Source organism: Methylophilus sp. 14, from assembly GCF_015354345.1.
Lineage (GTDB): Bacteria > Pseudomonadota > Gammaproteobacteria > Burkholderiales > Methylophilaceae > Methylophilus.
This window is the reverse complement of record NZ_JADKYS010000002.1, coordinates 298,280-322,915: the sequence shown is the minus strand read 5'-3', so window position 1 is coordinate 322,915 and position 24,636 is coordinate 298,280. Positions and strand designations below refer to the sequence as shown.

19 protein-coding genes are annotated in these 24,636 nt (G+C 50.7%); 2 read left to right on the top strand and 17 right to left on the bottom strand.

Annotated elements, in window-relative coordinates; translation table 11 throughout:
* Positions 1–69: 69 nt before the first annotated feature.
* The 3 genes from INP78_RS06745 to INP78_RS06735 form a co-directional block, all read right to left on the bottom strand.
* Complete coding sequence (locus tag INP78_RS06745; RefSeq protein ID WP_194741421.1) at positions 70–726, bottom strand: PEP-CTERM sorting domain-containing protein; 657 nt, start codon at positions 724–726, stop codon at positions 70–72.
* A 151-nt stretch (positions 727–877) separates the two neighbouring features.
* Positions 878–1,072 carry a hypothetical protein gene (locus tag INP78_RS06740; RefSeq protein ID WP_194741420.1) on the bottom strand — a complete coding sequence of 65 codons (195 nt, stop codon included), beginning with the start codon at positions 1,070–1,072 and terminating at the stop codon, positions 878–880.
* A 257-nt stretch (positions 1,073–1,329) separates the two neighbouring features.
* On the bottom strand, positions 1,330–1,953 hold the full coding sequence (locus tag INP78_RS06735; RefSeq protein WP_194741419.1) for a glutathione S-transferase family protein: 624 nt from the start codon (positions 1,951–1,953) through the stop codon (positions 1,330–1,332).
* Positions 1,954–2,117: 164 nt separating this feature from the next.
* Here INP78_RS06735 and nadC point away from each other — a divergent pair, with 164 nt between their 5' ends.
* Positions 2,118–2,990, top strand: a complete 873-nt coding sequence (gene nadC, locus INP78_RS06730) for a carboxylating nicotinate-nucleotide diphosphorylase (protein WP_194741418.1) — start codon at positions 2,118–2,120, stop codon at positions 2,988–2,990.
* Positions 2,991–3,977: 987 nt separating this feature from the next.
* The gene (locus INP78_RS06725) at positions 3,978–5,768 is read left to right on the top strand and encodes a GspE/PulE family protein (protein ID WP_194741417.1); all 1,791 of its coding nucleotides are present in this window, start codon (positions 3,978–3,980) and stop codon (positions 5,766–5,768) included.
* 27 nt (positions 5,769–5,795) lie between these two features.
* On the opposite strand, the gene INP78_RS06720 is transcribed toward INP78_RS06725, so the two are convergent.
* From INP78_RS06720 to INP78_RS06655, 14 genes are all read right to left on the bottom strand, one after another.
* Complete coding sequence (locus tag INP78_RS06720) at positions 5,796–7,025, bottom strand: ABC transporter permease (RefSeq protein WP_194741734.1); 1,230 nt, start codon at positions 7,023–7,025, stop codon at positions 5,796–5,798.
* Complete coding sequence (locus INP78_RS06715) at positions 7,018–7,737, bottom strand: ABC transporter ATP-binding protein (RefSeq protein WP_194741416.1); 720 nt, start codon at positions 7,735–7,737, stop codon at positions 7,018–7,020. Before INP78_RS06715 ends, INP78_RS06720 begins: the two co-directional genes overlap by 8 nt.
* 4 nt (positions 7,738–7,741) lie before the next feature.
* The gene (locus INP78_RS06710; RefSeq protein WP_194741415.1) at positions 7,742–8,983 is read right to left on the bottom strand and encodes an efflux RND transporter periplasmic adaptor subunit; all 1,242 of its coding nucleotides are present in this window, start codon (positions 8,981–8,983) and stop codon (positions 7,742–7,744) included.
* Between the two features lie 19 nt (positions 8,984–9,002).
* Positions 9,003–10,430 carry a TolC family protein gene (locus tag INP78_RS06705; RefSeq protein ID WP_194741733.1) on the bottom strand — a complete coding sequence of 476 codons (1,428 nt, stop codon included), beginning with the start codon at positions 10,428–10,430 and terminating at the stop codon, positions 9,003–9,005.
* 219 nt (positions 10,431–10,649) lie between these two features.
* Positions 10,650–11,195 carry a cytochrome b/b6 domain-containing protein gene (locus INP78_RS06700; protein ID WP_194741414.1) on the bottom strand — a complete coding sequence of 182 codons (546 nt, stop codon included), beginning with the start codon at positions 11,193–11,195 and terminating at the stop codon, positions 10,650–10,652.
* A gap of 8 nt (positions 11,196–11,203) precedes the next feature.
* Positions 11,204–11,482 (bottom strand): PepSY domain-containing protein, encoded by a 279-nt coding sequence (locus INP78_RS06695; RefSeq protein WP_194741413.1) that lies wholly within the window; start codon positions 11,480–11,482, stop codon positions 11,204–11,206.
* Between the two features lie 16 nt (positions 11,483–11,498).
* On the bottom strand, positions 11,499–12,542 hold the full coding sequence (locus INP78_RS06690; RefSeq protein WP_194741412.1) for an alpha-hydroxy acid oxidase: 1,044 nt from the start codon (positions 12,540–12,542) through the stop codon (positions 11,499–11,501).
* Positions 12,543–12,547: 5 nt separating this feature from the next.
* Positions 12,548–13,228 (bottom strand): Fe2+-dependent dioxygenase, encoded by a 681-nt coding sequence (locus tag INP78_RS06685; RefSeq protein WP_194741411.1) that lies wholly within the window; start codon positions 13,226–13,228, stop codon positions 12,548–12,550.
* Between the two features lie 8 nt (positions 13,229–13,236).
* Positions 13,237–15,483 (bottom strand): TonB-dependent siderophore receptor, encoded by a 2,247-nt coding sequence (locus tag INP78_RS06680; protein WP_194741410.1) that lies wholly within the window; start codon positions 15,481–15,483, stop codon positions 13,237–13,239.
* Between the two features lie 186 nt (positions 15,484–15,669).
* The gene (locus tag INP78_RS06675; protein ID WP_228522711.1) at positions 15,670–16,974 is read right to left on the bottom strand and encodes a PepSY domain-containing protein; all 1,305 of its coding nucleotides are present in this window, start codon (positions 16,972–16,974) and stop codon (positions 15,670–15,672) included.
* A 17-nt stretch (positions 16,975–16,991) separates the two neighbouring features.
* Positions 16,992–19,190, bottom strand: coding sequence for a TonB-dependent siderophore receptor (locus INP78_RS06670; protein WP_194741409.1), 2,199 nt, complete (start codon positions 19,188–19,190; stop codon positions 16,992–16,994).
* Between the two features lie 63 nt (positions 19,191–19,253).
* Complete coding sequence (locus tag INP78_RS06665) at positions 19,254–21,347, bottom strand: TonB-dependent siderophore receptor (protein ID WP_194741408.1); 2,094 nt, start codon at positions 21,345–21,347, stop codon at positions 19,254–19,256.
* 194 nt (positions 21,348–21,541) lie between these two features.
* The gene (locus tag INP78_RS06660) at positions 21,542–23,677 is read right to left on the bottom strand and encodes a TonB-dependent siderophore receptor (RefSeq protein ID WP_194741407.1); all 2,136 of its coding nucleotides are present in this window, start codon (positions 23,675–23,677) and stop codon (positions 21,542–21,544) included.
* 153 nt (positions 23,678–23,830) lie between these two features.
* Positions 23,831–24,634: an ATP-binding cassette domain-containing protein gene (locus INP78_RS06655; RefSeq protein ID WP_194741406.1), complete on the bottom strand. Its 804-nt coding sequence runs from the start codon at positions 24,632–24,634 to the stop codon at positions 23,831–23,833.
* Positions 24,635–24,636 lie beyond the last annotated feature (2 nt).

Here is a 24,636-nt window from a genome sequence, read left to right as displayed (position 1 = left end):
TTTTTATTCTAGAGTTGGATAGAAACAAAGGGGCCGAACGCCCCTTTGTAGTCGTCGCACTAATTAAAATTAGGCATTGTTTTTAGCAGAACGACGTGCAGCGAAAGCCATCAAGCCCAGGCCCAATGCCATCATGCTGTAAGCCTCTGGTTCTGGTACTGGTGTCACAGTTGGAACAGACACAGCAGCCAGTGCCAATTGATCTAGGCTCATGCTTGATGAAGTAGAGTTGAATTTGAAGGTGTACAGGCTGGCTGCACTCACGCTGCTCCACTTCCAGTAGAGTTCTTGCTCAGCAGTTGCGCCGCCCATGACTGTGCCTTGATCTTCATTGAATTGCAGCACAGACGTGGCAGACACGCCATTCAATGTGGCAGTCGTGCTGGCCAGAGTGCCCAAGGTACCGATACGCAGGTAAACGTCAAACAAACCGCTGGTTGCGCCACTCAATGTTGCGGTGAAAGACGTTGCGCCAGAAAAGCTGTAAATGTTGCCGCCACCAGTGATGAAAGAAGCACCAGTCGTTTCTTGTACAGAAGCAGTCGTGCCCGCTGTCAAAGCCACTTCTGGTGTCGTATCGGTCGTGCCATTAAAAATATTCCACTCAGCGTAGCTGGTTGGTGTCGCTGTACCCCATGGGGTAGTTGAATTCCAAACTGCTTGTGTAGCAAAAGCAGAACCACTAAATGCCATGCCCAAAGCGATAATTAATGCTGAAACTTTCATGATTTTAAATCTCCTCAACAAGCGCTTGTTCCCCTTCCTCTCGAAGGCCATTGCGCTACCTCTAAAATAAGTCTCACGGACCCACACCGTTGAGTATTTCAATCTCCATGCTGTCAACGCATGGTTAAAAACTGAAATTGAGAGAATAAATTTATTTTTCTATGGCGGTTGCCGTTTCAAAATCGACGACAAAGCGGTACTGCTTGCCACAGTCGATAATGACTTCTTTTTGTCCGCGTTTTAACAAGCGGATATCCACCTTGATACTGCCAAAACCATCATGCGCAATCAGCTCATCGAGCAGTTCGAGCAATCTCTTTTTGACGGGGGCATTCATTGCTTGCATAGAATTTATTCATCATTTGTTTTGTTTATTCCTAAATGATAACAATTATCATTTGCTTTATCAATAAAAAATAGGCAAAACGCATGCGTAAAGAATAGTTAATGGCAGAAATCGCTATTTCAGAGAAAAAACAAAACAGAACAATAGCTTGGATGAATACAGGCGTGCCTTGCGCATACCATCGGCTTAAGAGCGGAGAGAGATGAGAGTAAGCAGAATGCTCGCACGGATGCGCGAGATTCTGCAAAAGCCTCAAATTAGGGCTGCGGCATGGTTTGTTTAAAGCTGGGGCGCTTGACTAACACACCATAGTGTTTGGCCAGGTTGGGAAACTTCTCTTGCCAATATTTACCTTCCCACTGCACGCTTTTAAAACGTAAATCCAGGTAACCCAGCGCAGTGCCCAGCGCAATATCGGCCAAGCTAAAGGTTTCGTTCACACACCACTTTTTCTTCAGCAAATCATCATCCAATGTGGTCAATCCGGCAGTCACTTTGGCAAATTGCTTTTCAATCCAGGCCGCAGATTGCTGCGCTTCTGGCTTGCGCTGCTCCAGCATCACGGCCACAGCAGCATCACAAACGCCATCGGCCAATGCTTCCCAGCGGCGTACTTTAATTTTGGCAGAGTGATCTTGCGGAATCAGATGCGCCACCGGCGTACGGTGATCTAGGTACTCAACAATCACCCGCGAGTCATACAAGGCATCACCATCATCGAGTACCAGTACAGGTACTTTCCCTAACGGGTTATGTTGGCTCACCGGACAGTCTGGTGCCGACAGCACCACCTCAGTCAGCGTTAAATCAACATGTTTTTCAATGGCCACAATACGCACCTTGCGTGCATAAGGACTGTTTACCGTATATAAAAGCTGCATAGTGTGATGTGAGCCAAAAGGTTAGATACTTTTACCGAAAAAATACCCCATGACAAAAAGCGCATGTCCAAACATCGCGTGTCTTGGGGTAGTTTTATTATAATAGCTTTTGGCATGGGCTTAGAATGGTCACATGCATAATTTTTAACCTTGCTGGCAACCTAATGACCACCTCTGCACTTTACCAACACTTACCCGCTTATTTGAACGCCGCCATCATCAGCCAACAGGTAAGCCTGGCCTTGTCAGAAGACATGGGCAACGGCGACCTGACAGCGGCGCTGATCCCGGCAGGCACGCAAGCCAGCGCCACCATTATCAGCCGCGAAGCCGCCGTGATTTGTGGCTGCGCCTGGTTCGCCCAATGCTTTGCGCAACTGGATGCGGACATACAACTGGAATGGCTGGTCAAAGATGGCGACCAGGTGACGCCTAACCAGCCACTGGTCCACATTCAAGGCGATGCCCGCGCCATGCTTAGCGCAGAGCGCCCGGCACTCAACTTTCTGCAAACCCTGTCTGCCGTGGCGACGCATACCCGCCGCTATGTCGATGCGATTGCCGGGTTGCCAACACAGATTCTCGATACCCGCAAAACCCTGCCAGGGCTGCGTTTGGCGCAAAAATATGCCGTACTTACCGGTGGTGGCGCCAACCAGAGGCTCGCCTTATACGATGGCATCCTGATTAAGGAAAACCATATTGCGGCCGCAGGCTCAATTGCCGCAGTACTCGCGGCGGCATTTGCCTTAAAACAAACCAATAATATTCAGATTGAAGTAGAAAACCTGGATGAACTGCAACAAGCATTAACCGCTGGCGCGACCAGTATTTTGCTGGATAACTTTACACTAACAGACCTGCGCGAAGCTGTGGCGATTAACCAGAAACGCGCCTTGCTGGAAGCTTCAGGCAATGTCGATTTAACCACTGTGCGAGCGATTGCAGACACTGGCGTGGATAGAATTTCGATTGGCGCGCTGACTAAAAATATACAGGCAGTGGATTTGAGTATGCGGATTGAGATGAAGCTATAGATCAGCTTCAAAGTAATTCTGTAGTGAGCCTAGTCCAGATACTCTAACACTGACTGATCTCTCTGGCGCTTCGTTTCGCCTTGTTGGCGAGTCACTTTCTGATGCTTGCCCCTCAGAAAGTAACCAAAGAAGAGGGCACCCAGCCATCACGGCCTAAAGGCTCCCTTGCATTGCTCAGCTTAGGACTTTCGTCCGATGCTTTGCTGGACTTAGGCATAAGCCGGTCACGAAATTCAACCTAGCGGGCTACAAACCCCGCAGCCCACCGCGGGATTCGGACAGTCGCTCCCTCTACTCTTATTTTGTTTCCGCTACTCAGCGTGATGAATGGGATTTATCTCATTTAAGTAGCAGCGTGGAAATTTGGACGGTTAAAAAACCAGATTCTTTTTATTGAACTCACGGACGATTGCAGTCGCATGGTGTTCGGGGTCCCCATCTGACGCGCCGAGTAGCGCAGGATTGACGGGGGCCTTCGGCAATCAACTGTTTGAGTCCCGCAACAAGCCACGTTGTTTGTGGCTTGTCAGGACGAGTTTTTGATTGACGCCCGGCAAGCCGAGTAGCACAGGATAAAAGCGGAAGCTGGGGTGCATTTCTTTTGGTTACTTATTCTTTGTGCAAGCAAAGAAAAGTAACTCGCTGACAAAGCGAAAAGCAACCGTCCAACGAATAATCAGTTGCGAGAAATCACCCTGCCTGGATTCCGGCCTGCGCCGGAATGACGAGAGATGAGCAACACAAAACACACAAACCATCCGCGCGGGCATTCACGCCCACCATACAACGACTACGATGATGAAGACTAACAATCAAAGAACAACCTTTTATTACAATCTCACCACGCATAGACTCAAACCTACACAAGAATAACGAAAATATCAGCGCCGTATAGGCACTTAAATTGCAACAAAAAGTGACCATTCCTGCCACATTCCAATGGCATGATTCTTGCACCATATGCTGGTACTCCTGCCCAGATATGACATGAATAGCCCGATCCCATTTTCACTGCCTAAAACCCTAGAAAGCCTGCGTCTGGGCGATTTGCTGCGCATGCTGGTTTCCGATGGGCGTATCGAAAAAGCATGGGCAGAAAAACTGCATCAGGACCGCAAGCGCGACAGCTCGAAAATCCACCCGATTGTGATCGTGGCCGAACAGAAATGGACCGACCAGCGGCAGCCGTCACAATTGCTGACGGTGGACAGCCTGAGCCGTTATGTCGCGGAAAAAGCAGATGTGCCTTATTACCAGATTGACCCGCTGAAACTTGATTTCAGCGCGGCGGCGCAAATTGTGTCTCAAGCCTATGCCGAGCGCTTGCGCATCATGCCGATCACGGTCAAGGATGGCATCGCCTCGATTGCGACGGCCGATCCGTTTCACCAGGAGTGGCTGCATGACCTGGAGCGCTTGCTCAAGCTAAAAATTCAAGTGGTGATGGTCAACCCGCTGGATTTACAGCGCTATTTACCTGAGGTGTATCAGCTGTCTGCCGCGATTCAATCGGCCAATGCGGCCAAGGCCGGGCAGATTGTTGGCGTACAAAACTTTGAACAATTGATTGAGCTGGGTAAAGACCGCCAGCTCGATGCGAATGAACAGCATGTGGTGAACATTGTTGACTGGCTGTTTAAATATGCATTTGAACAGCGTGCCAGTGATATCCATCTGGAGCCTCGCCGCAATATGGGCTTGATGCGCTTCCGCATTGATGGGGTGTTGCACCAGGTTTACCAGTTGCCTAGCAATATCATGAACGCGATTACCAGCCGCATTAAGCTGCTGGGCCGTATGGATATGGTAGAAAAGCGTCGTCCGCAGGATGGTCGTGTCAAAACCGTAGGCACAGACGGCAAAGAAATCGAGTTACGCTTATCGACCATGCCAACCGCATTTGGCGAGAAGCTGGTGATGCGGATTTTCAAGCCGGATATCCTGGTGCAGGACTTTCAGCTACTGGGTTTCTCCAAACGCCAGAGCGAACAATGGGCGCAATGGACGCACCAACCAAATGGCATTATTTTAGTCACAGGGCCTACCGGCTCCGGTAAAACCACCACTTTGTATACCACGCTCAAGCAACTGGCGACAGATGAGGTGAATGTGTGTACGGTGGAAGACCCGATTGAAATGATAGAACCTGCGTTTAACCAGATGCAGGTAACGCAGAATATCGGCCTTGGCTTTGCCGAAGGTATACGCACCCTGATGCGGCAAGACCCGGACATTATCATGGTCGGCGAAATTCGCGACCAGGAAACCGCAGACATGGCCATTCAGGCCGCATTGACGGGCCACCTGGTGCTGTCTACCTTGCATACCAATGATGCGCCTTCCGCCGTCACGCGCTTGCTGGACCTGGGCGTGCCTGCTTACCTGATCCACTCCAGTTTGCTCGGCATTATGGCGCAGCGTCTGGTGCGTACACTATGCCCGCATTGCAAAACCGAGTCAGAGATTTCAGACGATGAATGGGCCAGCGTCACGCATCCATTCAAGGCCAAGAAACCGGCCAAAGTCATGGCAGCGGTCGGTTGCCAGGAATGCCGCCAGACGGGTTATCGTGGCCGTACCGGCATTTATGAAATGCTGACTTTGACCCCCGCCTTGCGCAAATTAATTACCCCGGAAACCGACTTGCTACAGTTACGTCAAGCCGCGACCAAAGCGGGCATGCAACCCTTGATGCTCAATGGCGCAGAAAAAATTGCCGCGGGCCTGACCACCGTGGCAGAAGTACTCAAAGTTGCCCCGCCGATTGAAATGGACTAGCCATCACGCGCTGCGCTTTTGCAAAGCCTATTGATAACGCAGCGCCTCAATCGGGTTTAACCTGGCGGCTTTTCTGGCCGGATAAAAACCAAAGAAGACGCCGATACTGGCGGCCACACTAAAAGCAATCAACACAGAAGCACTGGAAACAATCACCTCCGCCTGCGTAAACACACTCACCAGCACCGCACCCGTCACGCCGATGGCAATGCCGATCAGGCAACCGACAATGGAGATCATGATCGCCTCCAGCAAAAACTGCATGAGGATATCGCGTTCACGCGCACCGATCGCCATGCGGATACCAATTTCGCGTGTACGTTCCGTCACCGACACCAGCATGATATTCATAATGCCGATACCGCCTACCAGCAAAGAGACTGAGGCAATCGCCCCTAGCAGCAAAGACATGGTACGCGCAGTTTCAGCTGCCGAGTTGGCAATCGCCGTCAGGTTACGCACCGAGAAATCACTGTCAGCGCCTTCGCGGATATTGTGGCGCTGGTTGAGCAAGCTATTCAACGCATCTTCTACCATGCTCATCACATTATCCGACTCGGCCTGCACCATAATTTGCCGCACGGTGCCCGGTAATTGGTTACCAAATAGCTTACGCTGTGCGGTGGTCAGCGGCACGATAATGGTGTCATCCTGGTCACGCCCATCCAGCGTTTGACCTTTGCTATCCAGCACGCCCAGCACCACAAACGGCCGCTGGTTGATGCGGATAGTTTTGCCAATCGGGTCCACGTCATCCTCTTCACCAAACAGGTTTTGCACTACGGTTTTACCTAACAATGCCACACGGGTGGCAGAACGGGTATCCGAGGTTGAGAACGGATAACCAGCTGACAAGCCCCAGCCACGGATATCCATATACTCTGCTGTCGTGCCAATAATATCGGTATTCCAGTTGTTGCTGGCGTAGACCACCTGCCCTTTGCCCATGGTCACCGGCGCGACGCCCACCACGCCATACAGCTCCACAATGGCATTGGCATCACGCACATTGAGTGAAGGCGCGTTGCCGGTCGCCGTGCGGGCGCCACCCATCCGTGGCGGGCCAGAAAGCACGACAAACAAATGGCTACCCATGGCGCTGATAGAGCGCTTGACCGAAGCCTCAGCCCCCTGGCCGATGGCCATCATCAGCACTACTGCACCGACACCGATCACCATGCCTAACATGGTCAGGAAGGTACGCAAACGGTTAGCGCCCATGGCATGCCAGGCTTCGCCTAACATGGCGCTAAACATGGTCATGTCCTATTTCAGTTGATGCAACCGCACCAGTGTCCTGCACAATACGCCCATCCAGGAATCTCACCTGCCGCTTGGCGTGCTCGGCAATATCCGTTTCATGCGTCACCAGCACAATGGTGATGCCTTCCTGGTTCAAGCCATCAAAAATAGCCATGATCTCTTCACTGGTGGTGCTGTCCAGGTTACCGGTGGGTTCATCTGCCAGAATCAAGCGTGGCTGATTCACCAGCGCCCGGGCGATGGCGACACGCTGTTGCTGGCCGCCGGAAATCTGGTTTGGGTGGGAATGCATATGCTTGCTCAAGCCCACCTTTTCCAGCAATAGGCTGGCACGGGCATGACGCGCTTCTTTGCTCACCCCAGCATACACCAGCGGCAAGGCCACGTTATCCAGCAAGCTGGCGCGTGCCAGCAGGTTAAAGCCCTGGAACACAAAGCCTATAGTCTGGTTACGCACTTTAGCCACCTGGTCCGCCGCCATGGTGGCCACGGCGTAACCATCCAGCACATAACTGCCAGCGGTGGGCATATCCAGGCAGCCCAGAATATTCATAAAGGTCGATTTTCCAGAACCGGAAGGCCCCATGATGGCGACATAATCCCCGGACAATACCTGCAAATTGACGTCTTTTAATACCGGAAAATCTCCCGCTGCCGTTTGATAGGCTTTGTACAGATGATTCACCTCTATGACGGACTGTTGCATGGGTTTAGAACATTCTCGGGCCGCGCGGGCCGTTATTATTGCCCTGCCCTTTATTGGGCGCACTGCCACTTTGCAACTCGCTCACAATGACTTTATCACCCGCCACCAGGCCATCACCGGAGATCACGGTGGAACGGCCATCTGTAATCCCGGTATGCACGCGCACCATGACCGGTTTACCGGCCCTGAGCACATAAATTTTACCCATGACACTGCTGACAGCAGGGCCTTGGCCTTCACCTTTCGCGCCATGCTTGCGCCAACCACGCTGACCTTCCCCACCACCGGCTTCTGGTTTTGAGCTATCAGGTGTTGCAGCGCTGTCCAGTTTGGGTTTATAGCGCAAAGCAGCATTGGGGACGAGCAAAGCATGGCTGACTCTATCGACGATAATATTGACGTAGGCAGTCATGCCGGGCAGCAAGGTTAAATCCTGGTTATCGACGGACACCACCACGTTATAGGTCACCACATTAGAGGTATTGGTCGAATTTAAACGTAGCTGCTTTACCACGCCTTCAAAACTGCGGTCGGGGAAGGCATCCACATTAAAATTCACTTTCTGCCCTTCTTTGATTTTGCCGATATCCGCCTCGGCAAAACTGGTATCTATCTGCATTTTCGAGAGGTCTTGCGCAATCTGAATCAGGGTCGGCGTCTGAAAACTGGCAGCCACGGTCTGGCCAACGTCGACCACTCGGTTAACCACCACGCCCGAGACCGGCGAACGAATAATACTGAAATTCAGGTTAGTCACATCACGCGCCAATAAGCCGCGCGCCGTTTCCAGTTGCGCCCTGGCTGACTTTAATACCTGCACGGCCGTATCCAGCTCCTGTTTAGAAACGTACTCCTGCGCATACAACTGGCGCATGCGTTTTTCATTGGCAATCGCGAGCTCTACCGCCGCCTCGTTATTCCTAACACTGCCTTGTGATTGTGCAATCTGCGCGTTAAACAAACGGCTATCCAGCTCCAGCAACACCTGGTCCTTTTTAACCACATCATTAAAGTCGACATACATTTTGCGCACAATGCCCGATACCTGGGTACCAACACTAATCAGGCTGACCGGATTCAGTGTGCCATTCGCCGACACCGTCTGCTCCACATGCCCTTGTGTCACTTCATCCAGCCGGTACAAGTCTTCCGGCTTGGGTTGATGGGTATGTTTGTAGTACCAATACGCCGCGGCGGCAATCGCCACTAACAGCAACAACACCAGAATGTTTTTGATGCGCTTCATCAATGTGTGTCCATTTATTTTATTGACCAGGTGTTTTCACACCGGGCAAATGATCAAGAGGTGCCTGGGCACCGGGTAATGATTGAATCATGGCATGGTCGAGCACGCCTATCGCTTGCGCCAACGTCGCGCGCGAGATATTAGCGTTAAGCCCCGCCTGGATATTTTGCTGGCGGGCCGCGGCCAAGGCACTTTGTGCATTCAAAGTGTCGATGATATTGCCAACGCCAGACGTATAACGGCCGAAAGCCACCCGGTAAGATTGCTCCGCACTTTCAAGCAAAACCTTGCTAGCCGTGACTGACTGCAAGGCCGTGCGCAGGTTCTGGTAGGCACTCCACACATCCAGTGAAATCTGCAATCGCAGACGGTCACGCTGGGCGAGGCGTAAATCAGCCGTGGCCTCAGCCGCGCGGATACGGTAGGTAGGCGCATAACCGGCAAACAAGGGGATGGAAACCGTGACGCCCAATGTGGTAGCGCTGTTGGCGGCATATTGTGAGCCATCCTGCAGATTATTGGAGACGCCCATGCTAATGGTCGGTTTGCTCGCCGCTTTACTGGCAGCAATGCCGGCCTCGGCGGCGCGCACCTGTGCCTCGCTAGCCAGTAAGTCCGGGCGGCGCTGCCTAGCCTGTTCAATTAATGTGCCTACATCGTCCACAATGCCTGGTGGCACATCAGTGCTGCTGCTCGCCAGCCTCACGCTACGGTTAGCCGGCCACCCCATCAGATTCACCAGGCTGCCGTAAGCCACACGCAATGTGCCTTCAATGGTAATACGTTGCAAGGTCAGTTGCGCATACGCGGTCTGCGCCTGTAATTTGTCTGCCGGGGTTGCCACGCCAGCCTGATAGCGTGAATTCGCCGCCTTGAAACTCTCTTCTGCCGCGCGCTCAGCTTGCTGGGCGGCCGTGAGTGCTGCCATATTGGCTTGCACCTGGTAATAGGCAACAATGGTATTCAGCAACACCGCTTGCACGGTACTGCTTTGTGTTGCTCCGGCTGCCAGCAGTAGCTGGCGCGCACTCTCGACATTGGCCTTACGGTTACCGAAGTCATATAACAGGTAACTCGCAACTAGGCTATTGGAAAGATTGAGGTTAGGGTTGCCACGCGTGGCCGACTCAGGATTGAGCACGCCCATATTGCTGGAGACCGTATCGGTCACGCTTGGGAGATAGGCAGACTTGGCCACGCCTAGTTGCGCCGCTTGCACGCGGGCACTGGCCCACATTTCACTGGTTTGCGGGTTATGGCATAAACTGATTTCTGCCACCTCTGCCAGCGTCAATGCTTGTTGCCAGTCCACTTCGCCGCAAGCAGCTGCACTCCCCCAATACGCACCCGGGACTTTAGGCAGGGTTTGTACTTGCGTGTCTAAAGGATCACCATCACTGTAAAACAGCGACTCCTGCGCGTGCACGCAGGAGAGGGGGAACAGCATGATGATCCATAACAATATGCGCATGTCATTCCACATTTAATCAACCAGACAGCACAATAAAACCAGGGTCATACACATCATTCCAATCAGCAGATGTGCCATCTTAAATGAACCCTGCGCGAGACTAAAGAGAGCGATACATTTTGATACTTTTAAGCGCAGAAAAAGTAGATAAGACTCAGGAGGAAAATAGGGGTAAATGCCAGCGACTGCCAGCACTTAGTGTGACTTGCTTTTTATTGGCGCCGAACGCCCATGTATCATTTGTGCTAACAAATGCTGGCCAGACAGCCGCGACACCACAATCACCGCCATCACATGTACCGCAATCAGGCCAAGCAAAGTCAAGCTAAGGGCGGCATGGAGGTCAACCGGCCAATCTTCGCCCCATAAGGCATCGGTGCGACTGAGCCAGCCAGTCAAGGCCAGGGCGGCAATGCACAGCCAAATCAGGTAAACCGACCACTGGCCGAACGGATTATGGCCACGATGCGCGGTGATATGGCCCTGCCGCAATTCGGCAATATGTACGCGCAATGCACGCCAGCCGGGCAGGTAAAAACGTGCACTGCTGACTTTGCTCAGGCAGCCCAGCAAAATACGCACAACCACCATGGTAAGTACCGCATAACCAACTGCACGATGCAGCCAGTCTGTTTCATACCAGACATAACTCATGAGCCACAGCGAGATCACCCCGGCCGCGACCAGCCAATGGCTCAGCCGCACCCACCACGGCCACAGCATCTCAGCACGTGCTTGCATCCGTGTGACTAGTCTTTCAGGCCAATCGCTTTCACAATCGCCAGCGTTTTCATATCGAAATAAATTTCGACCTTTTTGCCTTCTTTGCTACGGCCATAAATCTCATAACAATTACCGTCAATTTTGAACTTCTTGATGGTATAGCCTTCCGCTTCCAGCGCTTCTTTCAGCGTGTCTTCAGAAGCCCACTCCTCTTTCGGGTAAGACTTGCAGTCAGCTGCGGCAAACGCTGCCTGAGAACCCAACAGGCCCATGGCCAATAAAAGTGAAAAACCAATTTTTTTCATGTTTGCTTCCTTTCTGTTACGCATATAATTCGACCTGGCGAATCTCAGCAAGATTCGATACACCTGTGAGTGCCATGGTCATTTCCAATTCATCGCGCAGGGTACGGATGACCTTGGCCACCCCCATCGCGCCTTCTGCCGCCAGGCCCCACACATAAGGGCGGCCGATACACACGGCATCTGCCCCCATGGCCAGCGCTTTAAACACATCCTGCCCGGAGCGAATGCCGCTATCGACCAGGATTTTACATTGCCCGCCCACGGCCGCCACAATTTCCGGCAACACCGCAGCGGCTGACGGCGTCCCATCCAGCACACGCCCACCGTGATTAGAGACGACGATACCCTCGCAGCCCAACTCAACGGCGCGCTTGGCATCCGCGACATGCATCAGGCCCTTAATCAGCAGCGGAATCTTGACCTGCTGCCGCAGCCAGGCCACATCGTCCCAGGTCGGTGCCTGCGTCATCCAGCCATCAAACACCTGGCTCTGGCCAGGCTGTATGGGCTGCATGGCCAATGGCTGCGCTAGATTCACGGCCGAAATCCCTGCTGGTAAATCAATCAACGCCTGCTTGACTGGCGCATCGACGGTAAACACGATGGCACTGACGCCTGCTGCCAACGCTTTTTGCAACAGCACCGCGGTACGTGCACGATCACCCTGCCAATAGAGTTGAAACCATAACGGCTGCTGCGCCTGTTTCACAATCTCGTCGACCGGCTGGCTGGCGAGACTGCTCACCATCATTTGCCCCTGCTGGGCATTGCACGCGATCGCCGTGCCAATTTCACCATCGGCATGAAACAGTTTTTGATAAGCCACCGGCGCCAGCATCACAGGATGTGCCCATTGCTCACCGAATAACGTGCAGTGTGTATTGGGGGTTTGCAAAGCCTGTAACGGGCGAGGCATCAGCTTGTTAGCCTGCCATCCGGCTTCATTGACTTGCAATTGTGCGCCACTACCCGCATCAGATTGCAGATAATGCCAGATATTGGCAGGCAGCTTGGTTTGCGCCTGCTGCGCAAAATAAGGTAACAACGGTAAGGATTGCATGTGTATTACAGCGCCCACTGGCGCAACAGGTTATGGTAGACCCCCGTCAATTGAACCACCTCTGGCGTTTCCCCATGCTGCTGGCGCAATCTGACCAGTGCCATATCCATATCAAATAACATACGCCTGTGTGCGGCATCGCGCACCATGCTCTGGATAAACATAAAGCTGGCCAGGCGCTCGCCACCCGTCACCGGGGTGACGGCATGCACCGAGCTGGAAGGGTAAATGACGATTGACCCCGCTTTAAGCTTGATACGCTGGTCGCCAAACACGTCCTGCACCACCAGCTCACCGCCTTCATACTCATCGGGGTCATTTAAAAACAATGTGGCAGACACATCTGCCCGCACCCGCGCACTGCCATCCGGCATGCTACGCATGGCACTATCCACATGAAAACCATAATGGTTTGTTTCACCGGAATAACGGTTCACAAACGGCGGCAAAATCTTGTCTGGCAACGCCGCAGAAAAAAATAAAGGATCGCGCTGCAATGCCTGCAACACGATCCTGCGAATTTGATCCAGCAACGGGTCTTGTTCAGCCAGTTGCTGGTTATTTTTGACTTGTGCTGCCTGCGCCCCGGCGGTATTGCGACCATCGATCCATTGCGCCTGTTTAAGCAGGCCCCGAATCGTCGTTAACTCGTCTTTGAGCAATACATCCGGCAACGTCAGCAGCAAATCAACTCCTAGAATTTATACTCGGTGGTAATAATGGCTTGGCGACCATTACCCGGCGTCACCAAACCACCATTGTCATACACTGCGTCATAATACACTTTGTTGAGCAAATTCTTGACATTCAAACGTACAGCCCATTTCGGTTGTTCGTAAGTTGCCATCAAGTCAACACGGGCGTAACCGGGTGCAGCGTTTGGATCAAAGCGGCCATTGGTAAAGCTTGCGCTAGCATCAGTCGCACTTGGCTGATAAGCATAACGCTCACCCTTGGCTTCTACACCGCCACCCACTTTCCAGGCATCGTTCAATGCATAGGTTGTCCACAAATTGAACGTACCAATTGGGGTGTTACGTGCACGCTGACCTTCAAGTCTGGGGTCAGCAGAAGTAATCACACCAGTGGTGGCATTCACGTTATCTGCCACATTGATAATTCTGGCATCCAGCAAGGCAACACCAGCAAACATATCCCAGCGATCTGTAATCTTACCAGTCACTTCAAACTCAACCCCGTTAGTGCGACGGCGTTTAGTCAGAATAGCCGCGGTAGATTCCAGATCAGTGTTGCGTTCCCAATCTTTTGTGGTGGTGAACACCGCGGTGCGCACGGCCAGATCACCATCCATAAATAACCACTTGGTGCCTAACTCCAGCGTACGTGCACGCTCAGGTGGCAACTTCTGCACAGACAACTGATACAAATCAGCGGTTGGGCTAAAGGAGTCACTAAACGTTAAATAGTAATGACGGTCAGCATTCGGCTGCCATGACAACCCTGTGCGATAACTGTTCTCATAGTATTTGAGTTTCGGCGAGGTTGCACTGGAGTAGTCTGCATCCATTTTGTCACGTCGAATCCCTGCCAACACGGTCCAGTTTTTAACAACTTCGACACTGTCTTGAACATACAAAGCGTAATTGTCAGCATTAAATTCGGTCGGCGTCCCGATATACGCACTAGCGATATGACGGTTGAATGTCACACCATTTGGATTTGCTGCGATCGCCGCATTCAATGCCGCATTGGTAGTTTGGGTATAAGGCAACCCTGTGACTGGATCAAATGCTTGCAAAGTGTGACGATACGAGTCTTCTTTTAAATATTCCACACCCGTCAACAAAGAATGCTTCATGCCAGCAAGCTCAAATTTGGTACTGAAGTCAGATTGCAAATTAAGCGTTTTGTAATCCATTTTTCGCGTCACGTTACCGCCAACTGCATCATTAGCTGTTGGTAATGTATTTGCAGGCGTTTTTGCCCAATAGCCACGTTGATACTCGGCTTGTCTCAACTGTGTTCTTAACTGCGTATCATCACTAAATTTGTGGGTGAAGATACCCGTAGTAACTCGCGTGTCACTATCGTCGAAGTTGTTATTGCTGCCCCAGAAAGTACGATCTGAACGGCCATCACTGCTACTACTGAGAGGGCGTTTATTCAAGAAGCGAATACCAAAGTCAGGCACATCACGTGTTTGTGTGTAGATATGATTCAAGAAGAACTCATTTTCAGTTCCGATACCCGCACCAAAGCTTACAGCGATCCCTTGACGGTCAAATGATGGGCGGTCACCCGTCGTTGGGTTTTTACGATAAGTTTCATCATGTCTGTCCATGACATTGACACGAATCGCAGCAGTTTCAGTCAGTTGCTTGTTAAAATCGCCAGTGAACTGATGATAATCGTAATTACCCGCACTGCCTGTAATCGTATTTTTATCACGCAATTCAGCCATCTTGCTGACCTGGTTAATCACACCACCGGCCTGGCCACGACCAAACAGCATCGCTGCAGAACCACGCAATACATCCACCTGCTCGAGGTTAAATGTTTCACGGTTATATTGCGCGGTATCACGCATGTTATCCAGATAAATGTCGCCAAAAGTATAGAACCCACGCAGGTTGAAGTTATCACCAGCACGACCACCTTCGGCAGCATTCACAGACAAACCCACCACGTTACGCAAAGCTTCACGTAATGAACCAACTTGCTGGTCGTGCAGCAACTCTCTAGTTAATGTAGTCACTGCTTGCGGTACATCTTGCGGATCCTGATAGGTTTTACCTACACGGGTTTTTGTCGCTTGGTAGCCTTTGTTTGGCGCATCTTGAATGCGTTGCGACTTCACCTTGACCTCGGTCATCGTTTGCGCTGCATCTACTGTTTTCTCTTCATCAGCAGCCATTGCAACTGCTGGCAGCGCCATCATCAGCGCTAATGTCATCGTTTTTTTATTAAAGCCGGATGGCATAATCTTTCCCTAATTCACTCTTTGTTTATTAAATTGCTGGCTACTGGAAACAACAGTCGTTGGCTTGCAAACAGTTAATCGTTAATGATAACAATTCTCATTTTTGAAATCAATTGTAAGTAGTGCGTTAATCTATTGATATAAAAATAAAAAACCTGCTTTAGCAGGTTTTTTGTGTGTCTTGCATTAAGGTGCCGAACGCTTTAGCCGGGGTGAAGAAATAGAAACTTCATTCACAATCTTCTGAGAGGCTTGCCTGGCCTTGTGTTTTTTCCACCAAAGGTAGACACCGGTGAGCGAGAGCATGGCGACGATCAAGCCCATGACTGAAATCAAAACGCGCCCAGGCATGCCTAAAATGCGGCCGGAATGCAACGGAAATTGTGCTTGTACAATCAGATCGCCAGCCGTGCCTTGCCAAGGGATGCGCTTACCGACGTAACGGCCATCCAGACCATCGTAATATAAGCGCTTATGGCCTGCACCTGCTACGCCATGATCGGCATCGGGATGGTAAAAGTCGACATTAAAAAGCTGGTAAGCAGCGCTATATGAAATACGCCCGGCAGGCTCTTGCCAGCCCTGGGTTCGCGCATCGCTTACTGCAACCTCAAGCACTTGGGCAAAATCCAGTTTGGGCGGCAATTGCTGCGATACGGGCAAGCGTGGACGCAAGTCCGCAGGAGTAGGCGTCAGCGTAAATGCAGACTGCATCACTGGCATAAACACCTCGCGACGTAGATTAAGTGCCATGGCTGAAAATGCCAGAATAATCAGCAATATCCAGGTCCATAGCCCAAACGCACGGTGCATATCAAAATAACGTTTGTGCTTGCTGCTGTTCCAGCGCATTTTCCATGCTGGCCACCATCGCTGCCACACTGAAGCTTGATTGGCAGCGCGCATGGACTGCGCTTTATGCAACTTTGTGTGTGGTCTGCTGACCGATTTAGGGAGTGTCAGGTAAAAACCCACAAAGCTATCGATCAGCCAGATAATCGCCACCACGCCCATCAACCAAATGCCCCAGCGGTCTATGCCCCACATTTCTGGCAGATGCAAGCTATAGTGCAGCTTGTAGAGGAAAGAAACCGCATTGGTGCGATCTATTGGCCAAACAGCGCCCCATTCGCGCTTGCCAAGTTCATGGCCTGTGACAGGGTCAACAAATACCTGATTAAATGTAACGGGCCTGGTGCCCTCTGGTGGGTTTGGCAATGGCCTGACACCAATCGCTAGCGTATGGCCTTCTTCCACATACAGCGGAATCGAACTGACCTGAACTTGCGGATAGCGCTCAGCGACCTGCTTTGCAAGCACCAATGTCGATTGATGCAAACCTTCAGAGTCACTATGCATCCATGCTGGGTTCAGCAGCTCGTCTAACTCGTGATCCCAGGAAATAATGGCGCCAGTCAGCCCAGTGAGCAATAGGAACGCAGCACTTGCCAGGCCGAGCCAGCGATGAATCAATAATAGTGAAGAGCGCAAATTGAAATCCCTTGCCTTTAAAAATCAAGCTGAGCGCTGACGGTGACCGTACGCGGGGCGCCCAAGACTAGATAGCCATTATTGGGGAAGCCGCCACTGGAGGCCCAGTAATCTCGATCAGCCACGTTATCAATCCGGCCGCGGAAGGTGAGCAGTTTACCTTTAATGTCTGTGACATATCTCGCACCAAGATCAAACCTTGTCCAGCCTGGAACCTGAAGCGAGTTGCTAGCGTTTGCGTACATGCTGTCTGTAGATATGACACGCGCATCCAGCGTCAGTCCAGAAAGTCCGATCACATCCCACTCAACCCCAAAGTTGGCTTGCTTATCAGGTACACCAATCGTTTGTTTACCTTCGGTGACTGGATTGTTTGTGTTTTTTTGCTCGGTGTGCAGCCAGGTAATACCACCTAGTACACGCAGGCCGGGCATGACCTCACCATAGGTCATCAACTCTATCCCCTGATGATCTTCGCTGCCTGAGCTTGTAAATTGCTGTGCCGCATTGGTGATTCCTCGTGGCTTCTCGGTAGTGAAGTAAGCTGTTGTCAGCCTTACCTTGCCAAAGTCAAACTTGGCACCTACCTCTTTTTGCTTTGAAACAAATGGTGCAAGTACCTGCCCAGCATTTGCTACAGGCGATCCATTTGCGGTCGCCGGGGCAGTGTCACCTTGTGCCAGAGCTTCGATGTAATTGGCATACAATGAAACGCCTTCCCACGGTTTGACCACCACGCCAAAGATCGGACTGACTTTGCTTTCATCATACTGGCTGGTGACAATCCCGGTTGCCCCTTTATTGAGGTATTTCAAATTCTGGTGACGCAGACCTGCAGTCACCAGAATCTTTTTATCCATCAATGAGAGCGTGTCGCCAATTGCCGTGCTTTGCAGGTTTGCCTCATAGTTGACATAAAGATCAAATGGGGCAGCATTAGCGCCTGTAAATGCAGGTTTCGCATAATAAATTGGCGCATACAGATTCGTGTTCAAACTATTCTGAAAAGCGAAATCAATCTTCCGCACGGTTGAATAGCTAGTGGTAGAAAGTACCCAATCATGCTCCACCGAACCCGTTTGGAGAGTGCCTTTCAAACCAGCTTCGCCGGTGAGTACCGACTCTTCTCGAATGTTATCGAATCTGGATTGAGTACCCGCACCCGTCGTGGAGTTAGTCAGTGTCAGATTAGCGAGCGAGTTTGCCTCATTGGTATGTCGCGCACCCAGTGCCGCAAAAGCTGTCACTTTACGATTGATATCCCACTCACCTCGCATGGTGCCAAAAACATCACGTTCATTCGAGTATGACCATGGCTGTGCCCAGTTTTTGTCGCTGGATGGCGCCCTGGGAACAGCGGTGATATTTGCGCTGGAAGCACTCAGTGTCACATTGGTTCTTGTTTGCTTGAGCTTGTTGTCCTGATAACCCGCGTCAGCAGAGAAGCGTACGTCATCACCACGCCAGTCAAATCCCAGAGACACCAGATCAAGCTCCGCACCTTCCTTATCAATCGCAGTCCCTCCATCACGCCGGGAAACATTTAACCTGACGCCCGCACGATCATCAGGACCGAAACGCCTGGCGACATCTACCGAGAAGAACTGCTGATTACCAGAGCTCCATCCTGCTGAAACAAGGTTTAATGGATCATTGGGTGCACGCTTGGGTAAAAGCGAAATAGAACCACCAATACCATCTCCGTTTGGGCTGGCTCCATTTAAAAATGCGGATGCCCCCCGCAAAACTTCCACGCGCTCAAACAGTTCAGCAGCAATATACTGTCGTGGCAGAATGCCATATAGCCCGTTATAGGCAACACTATCCGAGTTCAAAATGTACCCACGAATAAAATAAGACTCCTGGAAGTTACCAAAGCCACGTGCAACGCGCACAGAGGGGTCGTTCAGTAAAACATCGCCCACACTGCGCGCTTGCTGATTCTGTATCAGCTCATTGGTATAAGCATTGATTGAAAATGGCGTATCCATGGCATCTTTGTTGCCGAGCACACCCAGACGTCCGCCTTTGGCTACCTGCCCACCGGCATAAGGTTTCATCAACCCTTTGGCATTGGCATCTGCCGACGCTTTTACCTTTACCTCTTCCAGCGTTTCAACGCCAGACTCTGCGGCCTTGCTCTCCTCTGCAACCGCGTGGTTGATGGAAAGAGCACACAGTACGGCAAAAGAGAGTCTTCTAGGGGTGAATTTCATTGTTGATCCTGTTGTGATTAAACCGGGCGATAGCAGCATGTCATCCATGATTGCGTGATGCGGCTAAAACTTGTAATTGGCAGAAAGGACAGCATTTTGACGCTCGCCGTATCCACAATCCTGGCCAACGCCACGGCACCAGGAAACAAACTCTTTATCGGCAATGTTTCTAATGGTGGCCCGCACATCCCAGGGGCCATGAGAATAACCGACCATCGCGTCGAACAAAGTCACCGCATCAATGCTAGGCGCCCCGCCTCCACCGACAATGTCGCCGATATAACGCGTACCTGCTCCGACACGCCAATGCTCGTTAATACGGTATTGCGCCCAGGCTGAGCCAAACTTTTCGGCGACGGCAGACAGGCGGATTTTTGTGGTGTCGTTGAATGCATTCATATGGGTGTAATTACCCAGTAACTCCCAATCCCCAATACGATGTTTAGCTTCAAGCTCCCAGCCTCGGCTCAGGGCACCCGCTTGCTGCAGACCACCAGGCGTATTGCCTTGTATCACGCGGTTCTGCTGCTCGATCTCAAACCAGGCAAAGGCCATAGAAGTATTGCTGTCAGGAGACAGAAACTTCACCCCGGCCTCACGCTGCTCGCCTTCCGTCGGCTTCAACACACCGCCAGAACCATCGGTGCCCAAGTTGGGAACAAAGGCCTCGGAATAATTCACATAAGGTGAAATGCCGTTATCAAAACGATACATCAGGCCTAAACGTCCGGTAGTAGCCGAATTGCGAGCGTCAACATCTGGCGTAGCCCCCACCTTGAGTAAAGTATTGGTGGCATGGTCGCGACGGATGGCGCCGGAGACCACCCATGGCCCCCATTCCATATGATCAGTCAGATAAAAGCCAGTCTGCACAATTTTGTTGTTGTCGCGCTCTGCGCCTACCAGAGCACCGTAGTCAACATTACCGTATACAGGGTTATACACATTGATACCAAATGCAGAAGTTGTGGAAGTGTAATTACTTTCAGTCCACAAAGCGTCCTGATAGTCCATCCCCAAAGACACTAAATGCTTGGTCTGCCCTAAAAAAAAATCACCTTGCAAACGGGTATCGCTTGCAAAGACGTTGGTGCTGCGATCTGCCGCATGAATGGTGCGCTGTATATTGCCAGCGCTATCTGGGGTAGCCCCGACGCGGGTCCAGTGTTCTCGAGTGATGGTGTCTGAGTTCACTTTTCGCAGATTTGCGATGAACTTGATCTGATTGGTAATCGCTTGATCGACAAACAGCGAGAATTCATCCTTTTTGGTGTCATAGCGGTCCCAACCAGGCTCACCCACAAACGTTTTGCTGGATATTTGACCCAAAGGTCCTGGGAGTATGGTTCCGCGTGATGGCAAGAATTGCGCTGACACCGTGCTATCAATTTCCTGATGCACGTATTGCATGGTAATACTGGTTTTATCACTTGGCTGCCATGTGACCGAGGGCATAAACACCACAGCATCATCACTCACATGATCAACCTGAGTACCACTGTCGCGCTTTAAAGCGACCAGCCGATAAAGCCACTCACCGTCCTCAGTGAGCGGGCCTGTAAAATCAATACCAATTTGCTTACGGTCATACATACCATATTGCAAATTAACTTCACGTGCAGCGACTTTTTTGGGGCGTTTGGAAACACTATTCACAATCCCACCCAAGTCTGATTGACCAAATACCGATGACGATGGCCCCTTCAGCACTTCAATACGTTCCAGCATGTAGATATCAGTTCTCGTATTATTGTATGAGCCATACAAATTACGTAAACCGTCTTGAAACATAGAGGGATTCAGTCCGCGCACAGAAGCCGAGTCACCCCTGGTATCAAATCCAAAATTACCCGCATAGACACCGGCACTATATGTCAGGGCATCCTGAATATTTAAAGCCCCCATTTCACGCGCCTGCTCCACATCCACCACCGTCACAGACTGCGGCATGTCTTGAACTGCAACCGGGCTCTTACCCACGGATGTTGCACGGTCTTGCGTAATGAATTTGTCTTTTTTGTTATTTTTTTTGGCGCTCACAGCAACCTCGGGCAAGGTATCAGCCTCGCCTTTGGAAGCCTCTTCTGCGCCTGTATAAATGGAAGGGAAAGCCAACGCCAACGCTAGCGGTATCACATGGATACGGGATGCAGACATACAAAAACTCCAGTAAATTGATTGCTGGCTACTGGAAGGCTTCGTTGGCTTGCAATTTGATCAATCAATAATAATAACAATTCTCATTTTTAAAAACAATAGACTGGCACGTTAATTTATTTATACCAATAAAAAATAAAGCCCTGCCGACGGGGCAGGGCTTTCAAGAATATACAGCTCTCAGCTAGTTTGACTCAGTACTTCCATGTCAGTGTCGCATAGCCATTCATGCCAGGCGCATAATAACTTTGACCATAGTTAGCCCACATCATGCTGGCCAAATATTTTTGATTAGTGACATTATTAACATTTACAGCAGCCTGCCAATGCGCATTAATATCATAGGTCGACATTAAATTCAGCACAGCATAATCTTTCTGGGTATATTTAACGGTACCAATATTGACATAAATCTCATCTTGCCAATTGACGCTAGCCCCCACCTTTAAACCCTGCACTGAAGCAACTTTATAAGTCGTTGCAATATGTGCCATATTACGCGGGATATAGGTTCTGGCAGTTTGCCCATCATCATTTTTAAGACTCATAAGGCGGGTAAAACCGGCATTTGCACTCCAGCCATCAGCCACTTCTCCCGACACATCGAACTCAAACCCTTTTGTGCGGATATCAATCGCTTCAGAAAACTCTTGCCGACCCTGATAAACACCCGTGCCTTGCGCAAAATTTTCTTGCTTGTTATCGAAATAGGCAACAGATGTATTCAACTTGTCATTAAACCATGTACTCTTTAAGCCAACCTCACGATTTGAGCCTTGCAGTGGCGCCAAAATCTGTTTTGTATTTACATCCACGGCAACCTGAGGGTTGTAGATCTCAGTGTAGCTAGCATAAACCGAGTGCTGCTCATCCAGCGCATACACGGCACCGATATATGGCGTCACTTTATCTTTGGCATCGCCATCTTGCGACGCACCATAACTTTCCCCACTATATTTATAGGTCAGCATATTGGCACCAACTGTCAACTTCAGCGCATCAGTCAGATTAAACTTACCTGCTGCATATGTATTCAGTCGCAAATTCCGCATCGCAGCAAAATTACCTGAACGAACGAAAGCAGGCTCTGCGACACTGCTTATAGTATCGAAACTACTTAAAGCAACATCTAATGCACTTGCCTCAGTTTCAGCCAACCGCGTTCTTGACCATGTCGTTCCAACCACCATCTCGTGTGTCCGACCACCTAAATCAAACGGACCACTCAAGTAAATATCCGCAACATATTCTTTAATAGTGTCACGATATAAGCCTGGCGACCCGGTCAACCCAGTCCCATTAGTTCTATCTTGAGTACCTGAAATATAGAACAACTCAGAGACCGCATTGGTTTCTCGCCTAGTGGCTTGCGCCTTGAGCTTCCACTCATTATCAAAGGCATGTTGCAACTCAACAAAAGTGACATTGTTTTTGGTATGCCAAAAGGTCCAATCCGGTGCCGTTGATGCGGAACGTGAGTATTGGCGCTTTGATCCATCAGAATATAACAATGGCAAACTGCCCCACATGACGCCATCAGCGTTATGCTGTTGGAAGGTATGCCCAACCGTTAACATAGTTTGCTCAGACAAATCCATTTCAACAATACCGCTGAGCACATTCCGCTCAGTAGAATAACGATCCAGATAAGAGTTACCTTCCTGGCTAGCAGCGATTAAACGACCGCGCACGGAGCCTGATTCATTTAAACGGCCTGAAACATCGGCATCCAATCTACGATAATCCCAACTCCCTACGCCAGCCGATATTTTGGCTTGTGTATCGACTGTTGGGCGCTTACGAATAAAGTTAATTGTTGCTGAAGGATTACCTGCCCCGGTCATCAAACCATTCGCACCACGCAACACTTCAATCCTGTCATAAACGGCCGTATCAATATCCCCAAATACCAGCCCGTAAGCAAATGGAACACCGATACCATCAATCTGAAAGTTAGTAATATCAGAGCCACGTGCAGTGTAATAATTTCTGCTTGGCTCCACTCTTTCAACTTTGATGCCGGTGGCGTAATCCAACACATCGTTGATGTTATTCAAGTGAAAATCATCCATCAGCGTTCTGGTCACAACAGAAACAGACTGCGGCGTATCTTTGAGCGACTGGTTCATTTTGGTCGCAGTCGTTGATGCAGGGATGGTGTAGGACTTTGTTTTTTCTGAAGGAATATCAGCGGTTTTTTGTGCTTTTACCTTGACCTCCGTCATGGTTTGCGCCTGATCCGCCTGTGCAGATTCTTCTGCCTGCACAGCAGCAAATGGGAAAGCCAGCATTAAGGCCAGCGAAATCGCATTAATACAAAACGAGTACATTCAAAGCTCCAGTAAATTGATTGCTGGCTACAGGAGTCATACTCGTTGGCTTGCACTAAGCCTTAAATGATAACAATTATCATTTAACTCATCAACAAAATGCTGGATATTTAATTGTATCCGGTTGGAAACAAATCAAATTAGCGTTTCACCTTAAGCAGAAATTCGCTGTTTCAGACTAGGTGCGACAATCATTTCGCCCGCTTCGGTCACGGCACAGGCCAGGTTAACGTCGTACAATGCCTCTAGCAATGGCAAAGTGACGTGTGGGGTTTGATAGTCACCCACCATGGCGCCATGTTTGATAAAGAGCAGCCGTTCAAAACCTTGCAAGGCCTGATTAATATCATGCAAGATAGCCAGGATGGCGTGACCGCGCTTGGCGGCAAACGTATAAATCGCCTCCATCAAACTGAACTGCAAGCCGGGATCCAGCGCGGCCAACGGTTCATCGACCAGCAACAAGCCCTGCTCTACGTCCCATAGCTGGGCAAACACGCGCGCCATTTGTACGCGCGCTTTTTCACCGCCTGACAAGGTATCAAACCGGCGACCCAGTAGATGCGCGGCGCAGGCCTGCTCGGCCGCTTGCTGCACAATGGAGGCCAGGGATGGATCATGCATGCGCGCCACACGGCCCAATCCAATGACCAGGTCTACCGGCAACCCGAATGCGACTTCATGCGACTGCGGCAAAATGGCACGACGGCGGCTTAAATCCGGCAGTGACCAGCCTTGGAGTGGTTGCTGGCAAAAATCGGCGTGGCCACTCGCCGGACTTAACTCTCGCGCAAGCAGTTTAAGCAAGGTCGACTTGCCCGCCCCGCTGGGGCCCAATACGGCGACACGCTCGCCGGGTTGAATGGCAAGTGAAAAGGGGCCAAATGTGCGTTGACCGAGATTCACCGTGACACGGTCTAGCGATAGCATGGGCGTGTCTTGTTGTGCGTGAGGCATGT

What these genes read in the sequence shown, in the direction of transcription:
- INP78_RS06745 (WP_194741421.1), bottom strand. Translation starts at nt 726, where the DNA reads ATGAAAGTTTCAGCATTAATTATCGCTTTGGGCATGGCATTTAGTGGT.
- INP78_RS06740 (WP_194741420.1), bottom strand. Translation starts at nt 1,072, where the DNA reads ATGCAAGCAATGAATGCCCCCGTCAAAAAGAGATTGCTCGAACTGCTC.
- INP78_RS06735 (WP_194741419.1), bottom strand. Translation starts at nt 1,953, where the DNA reads ATGCAGCTTTTATATACGGTAAACAGTCCTTATGCACGCAAGGTGCGT.
- nadC (WP_194741418.1), top strand. Translation starts at nt 2,118, where the DNA reads ATGACCACCTCTGCACTTTACCAACACTTACCCGCTTATTTGAACGCC.
- INP78_RS06725 (WP_194741417.1), top strand. Translation starts at nt 3,978, where the DNA reads ATGAATAGCCCGATCCCATTTTCACTGCCTAAAACCCTAGAAAGCCTG.
- INP78_RS06720 (WP_194741734.1), bottom strand. Translation starts at nt 7,025, where the DNA reads ATGTTTAGCGCCATGTTAGGCGAAGCCTGGCATGCCATGGGCGCTAAC.
- INP78_RS06715 (WP_194741416.1), bottom strand. Translation starts at nt 7,737, where the DNA reads ATGCAACAGTCCGTCATAGAGGTGAATCATCTGTACAAAGCCTATCAA.
- INP78_RS06710 (WP_194741415.1), bottom strand. Translation starts at nt 8,983, where the DNA reads ATGAAGCGCATCAAAAACATTCTGGTGTTGTTGCTGTTAGTGGCGATT.
- INP78_RS06705 (WP_194741733.1), bottom strand. Translation starts at nt 10,430, where the DNA reads ATGCTGTTCCCCCTCTCCTGCGTGCACGCGCAGGAGTCGCTGTTTTAC.
- INP78_RS06700 (WP_194741414.1), bottom strand. Translation starts at nt 11,195, where the DNA reads ATGCAAGCACGTGCTGAGATGCTGTGGCCGTGGTGGGTGCGGCTGAGC.
- INP78_RS06695 (WP_194741413.1), bottom strand. Translation starts at nt 11,482, where the DNA reads ATGAAAAAAATTGGTTTTTCACTTTTATTGGCCATGGGCCTGTTGGGT.
- INP78_RS06690 (WP_194741412.1), bottom strand. Translation starts at nt 12,542, where the DNA reads ATGCAATCCTTACCGTTGTTACCTTATTTTGCGCAGCAGGCGCAAACC.
- INP78_RS06680 (WP_194741410.1), bottom strand. Translation starts at nt 15,483, where the DNA reads ATGCCATCCGGCTTTAATAAAAAAACGATGACATTAGCGCTGATGATG.
- INP78_RS06670 (WP_194741409.1), bottom strand. Translation starts at nt 19,190, where the DNA reads ATGAAATTCACCCCTAGAAGACTCTCTTTTGCCGTACTGTGTGCTCTT.
- INP78_RS06665 (WP_194741408.1), bottom strand. Translation starts at nt 21,347, where the DNA reads ATGTCTGCATCCCGTATCCATGTGATACCGCTAGCGTTGGCGTTGGCT.
- INP78_RS06660 (WP_194741407.1), bottom strand. Translation starts at nt 23,677, where the DNA reads ATGTACTCGTTTTGTATTAATGCGATTTCGCTGGCCTTAATGCTGGCT.
- INP78_RS06655 (WP_194741406.1), bottom strand. Translation starts at nt 24,634, where the DNA reads ATGCCTCACGCACAACAAGACACGCCCATGCTATCGCTAGACCGTGTC.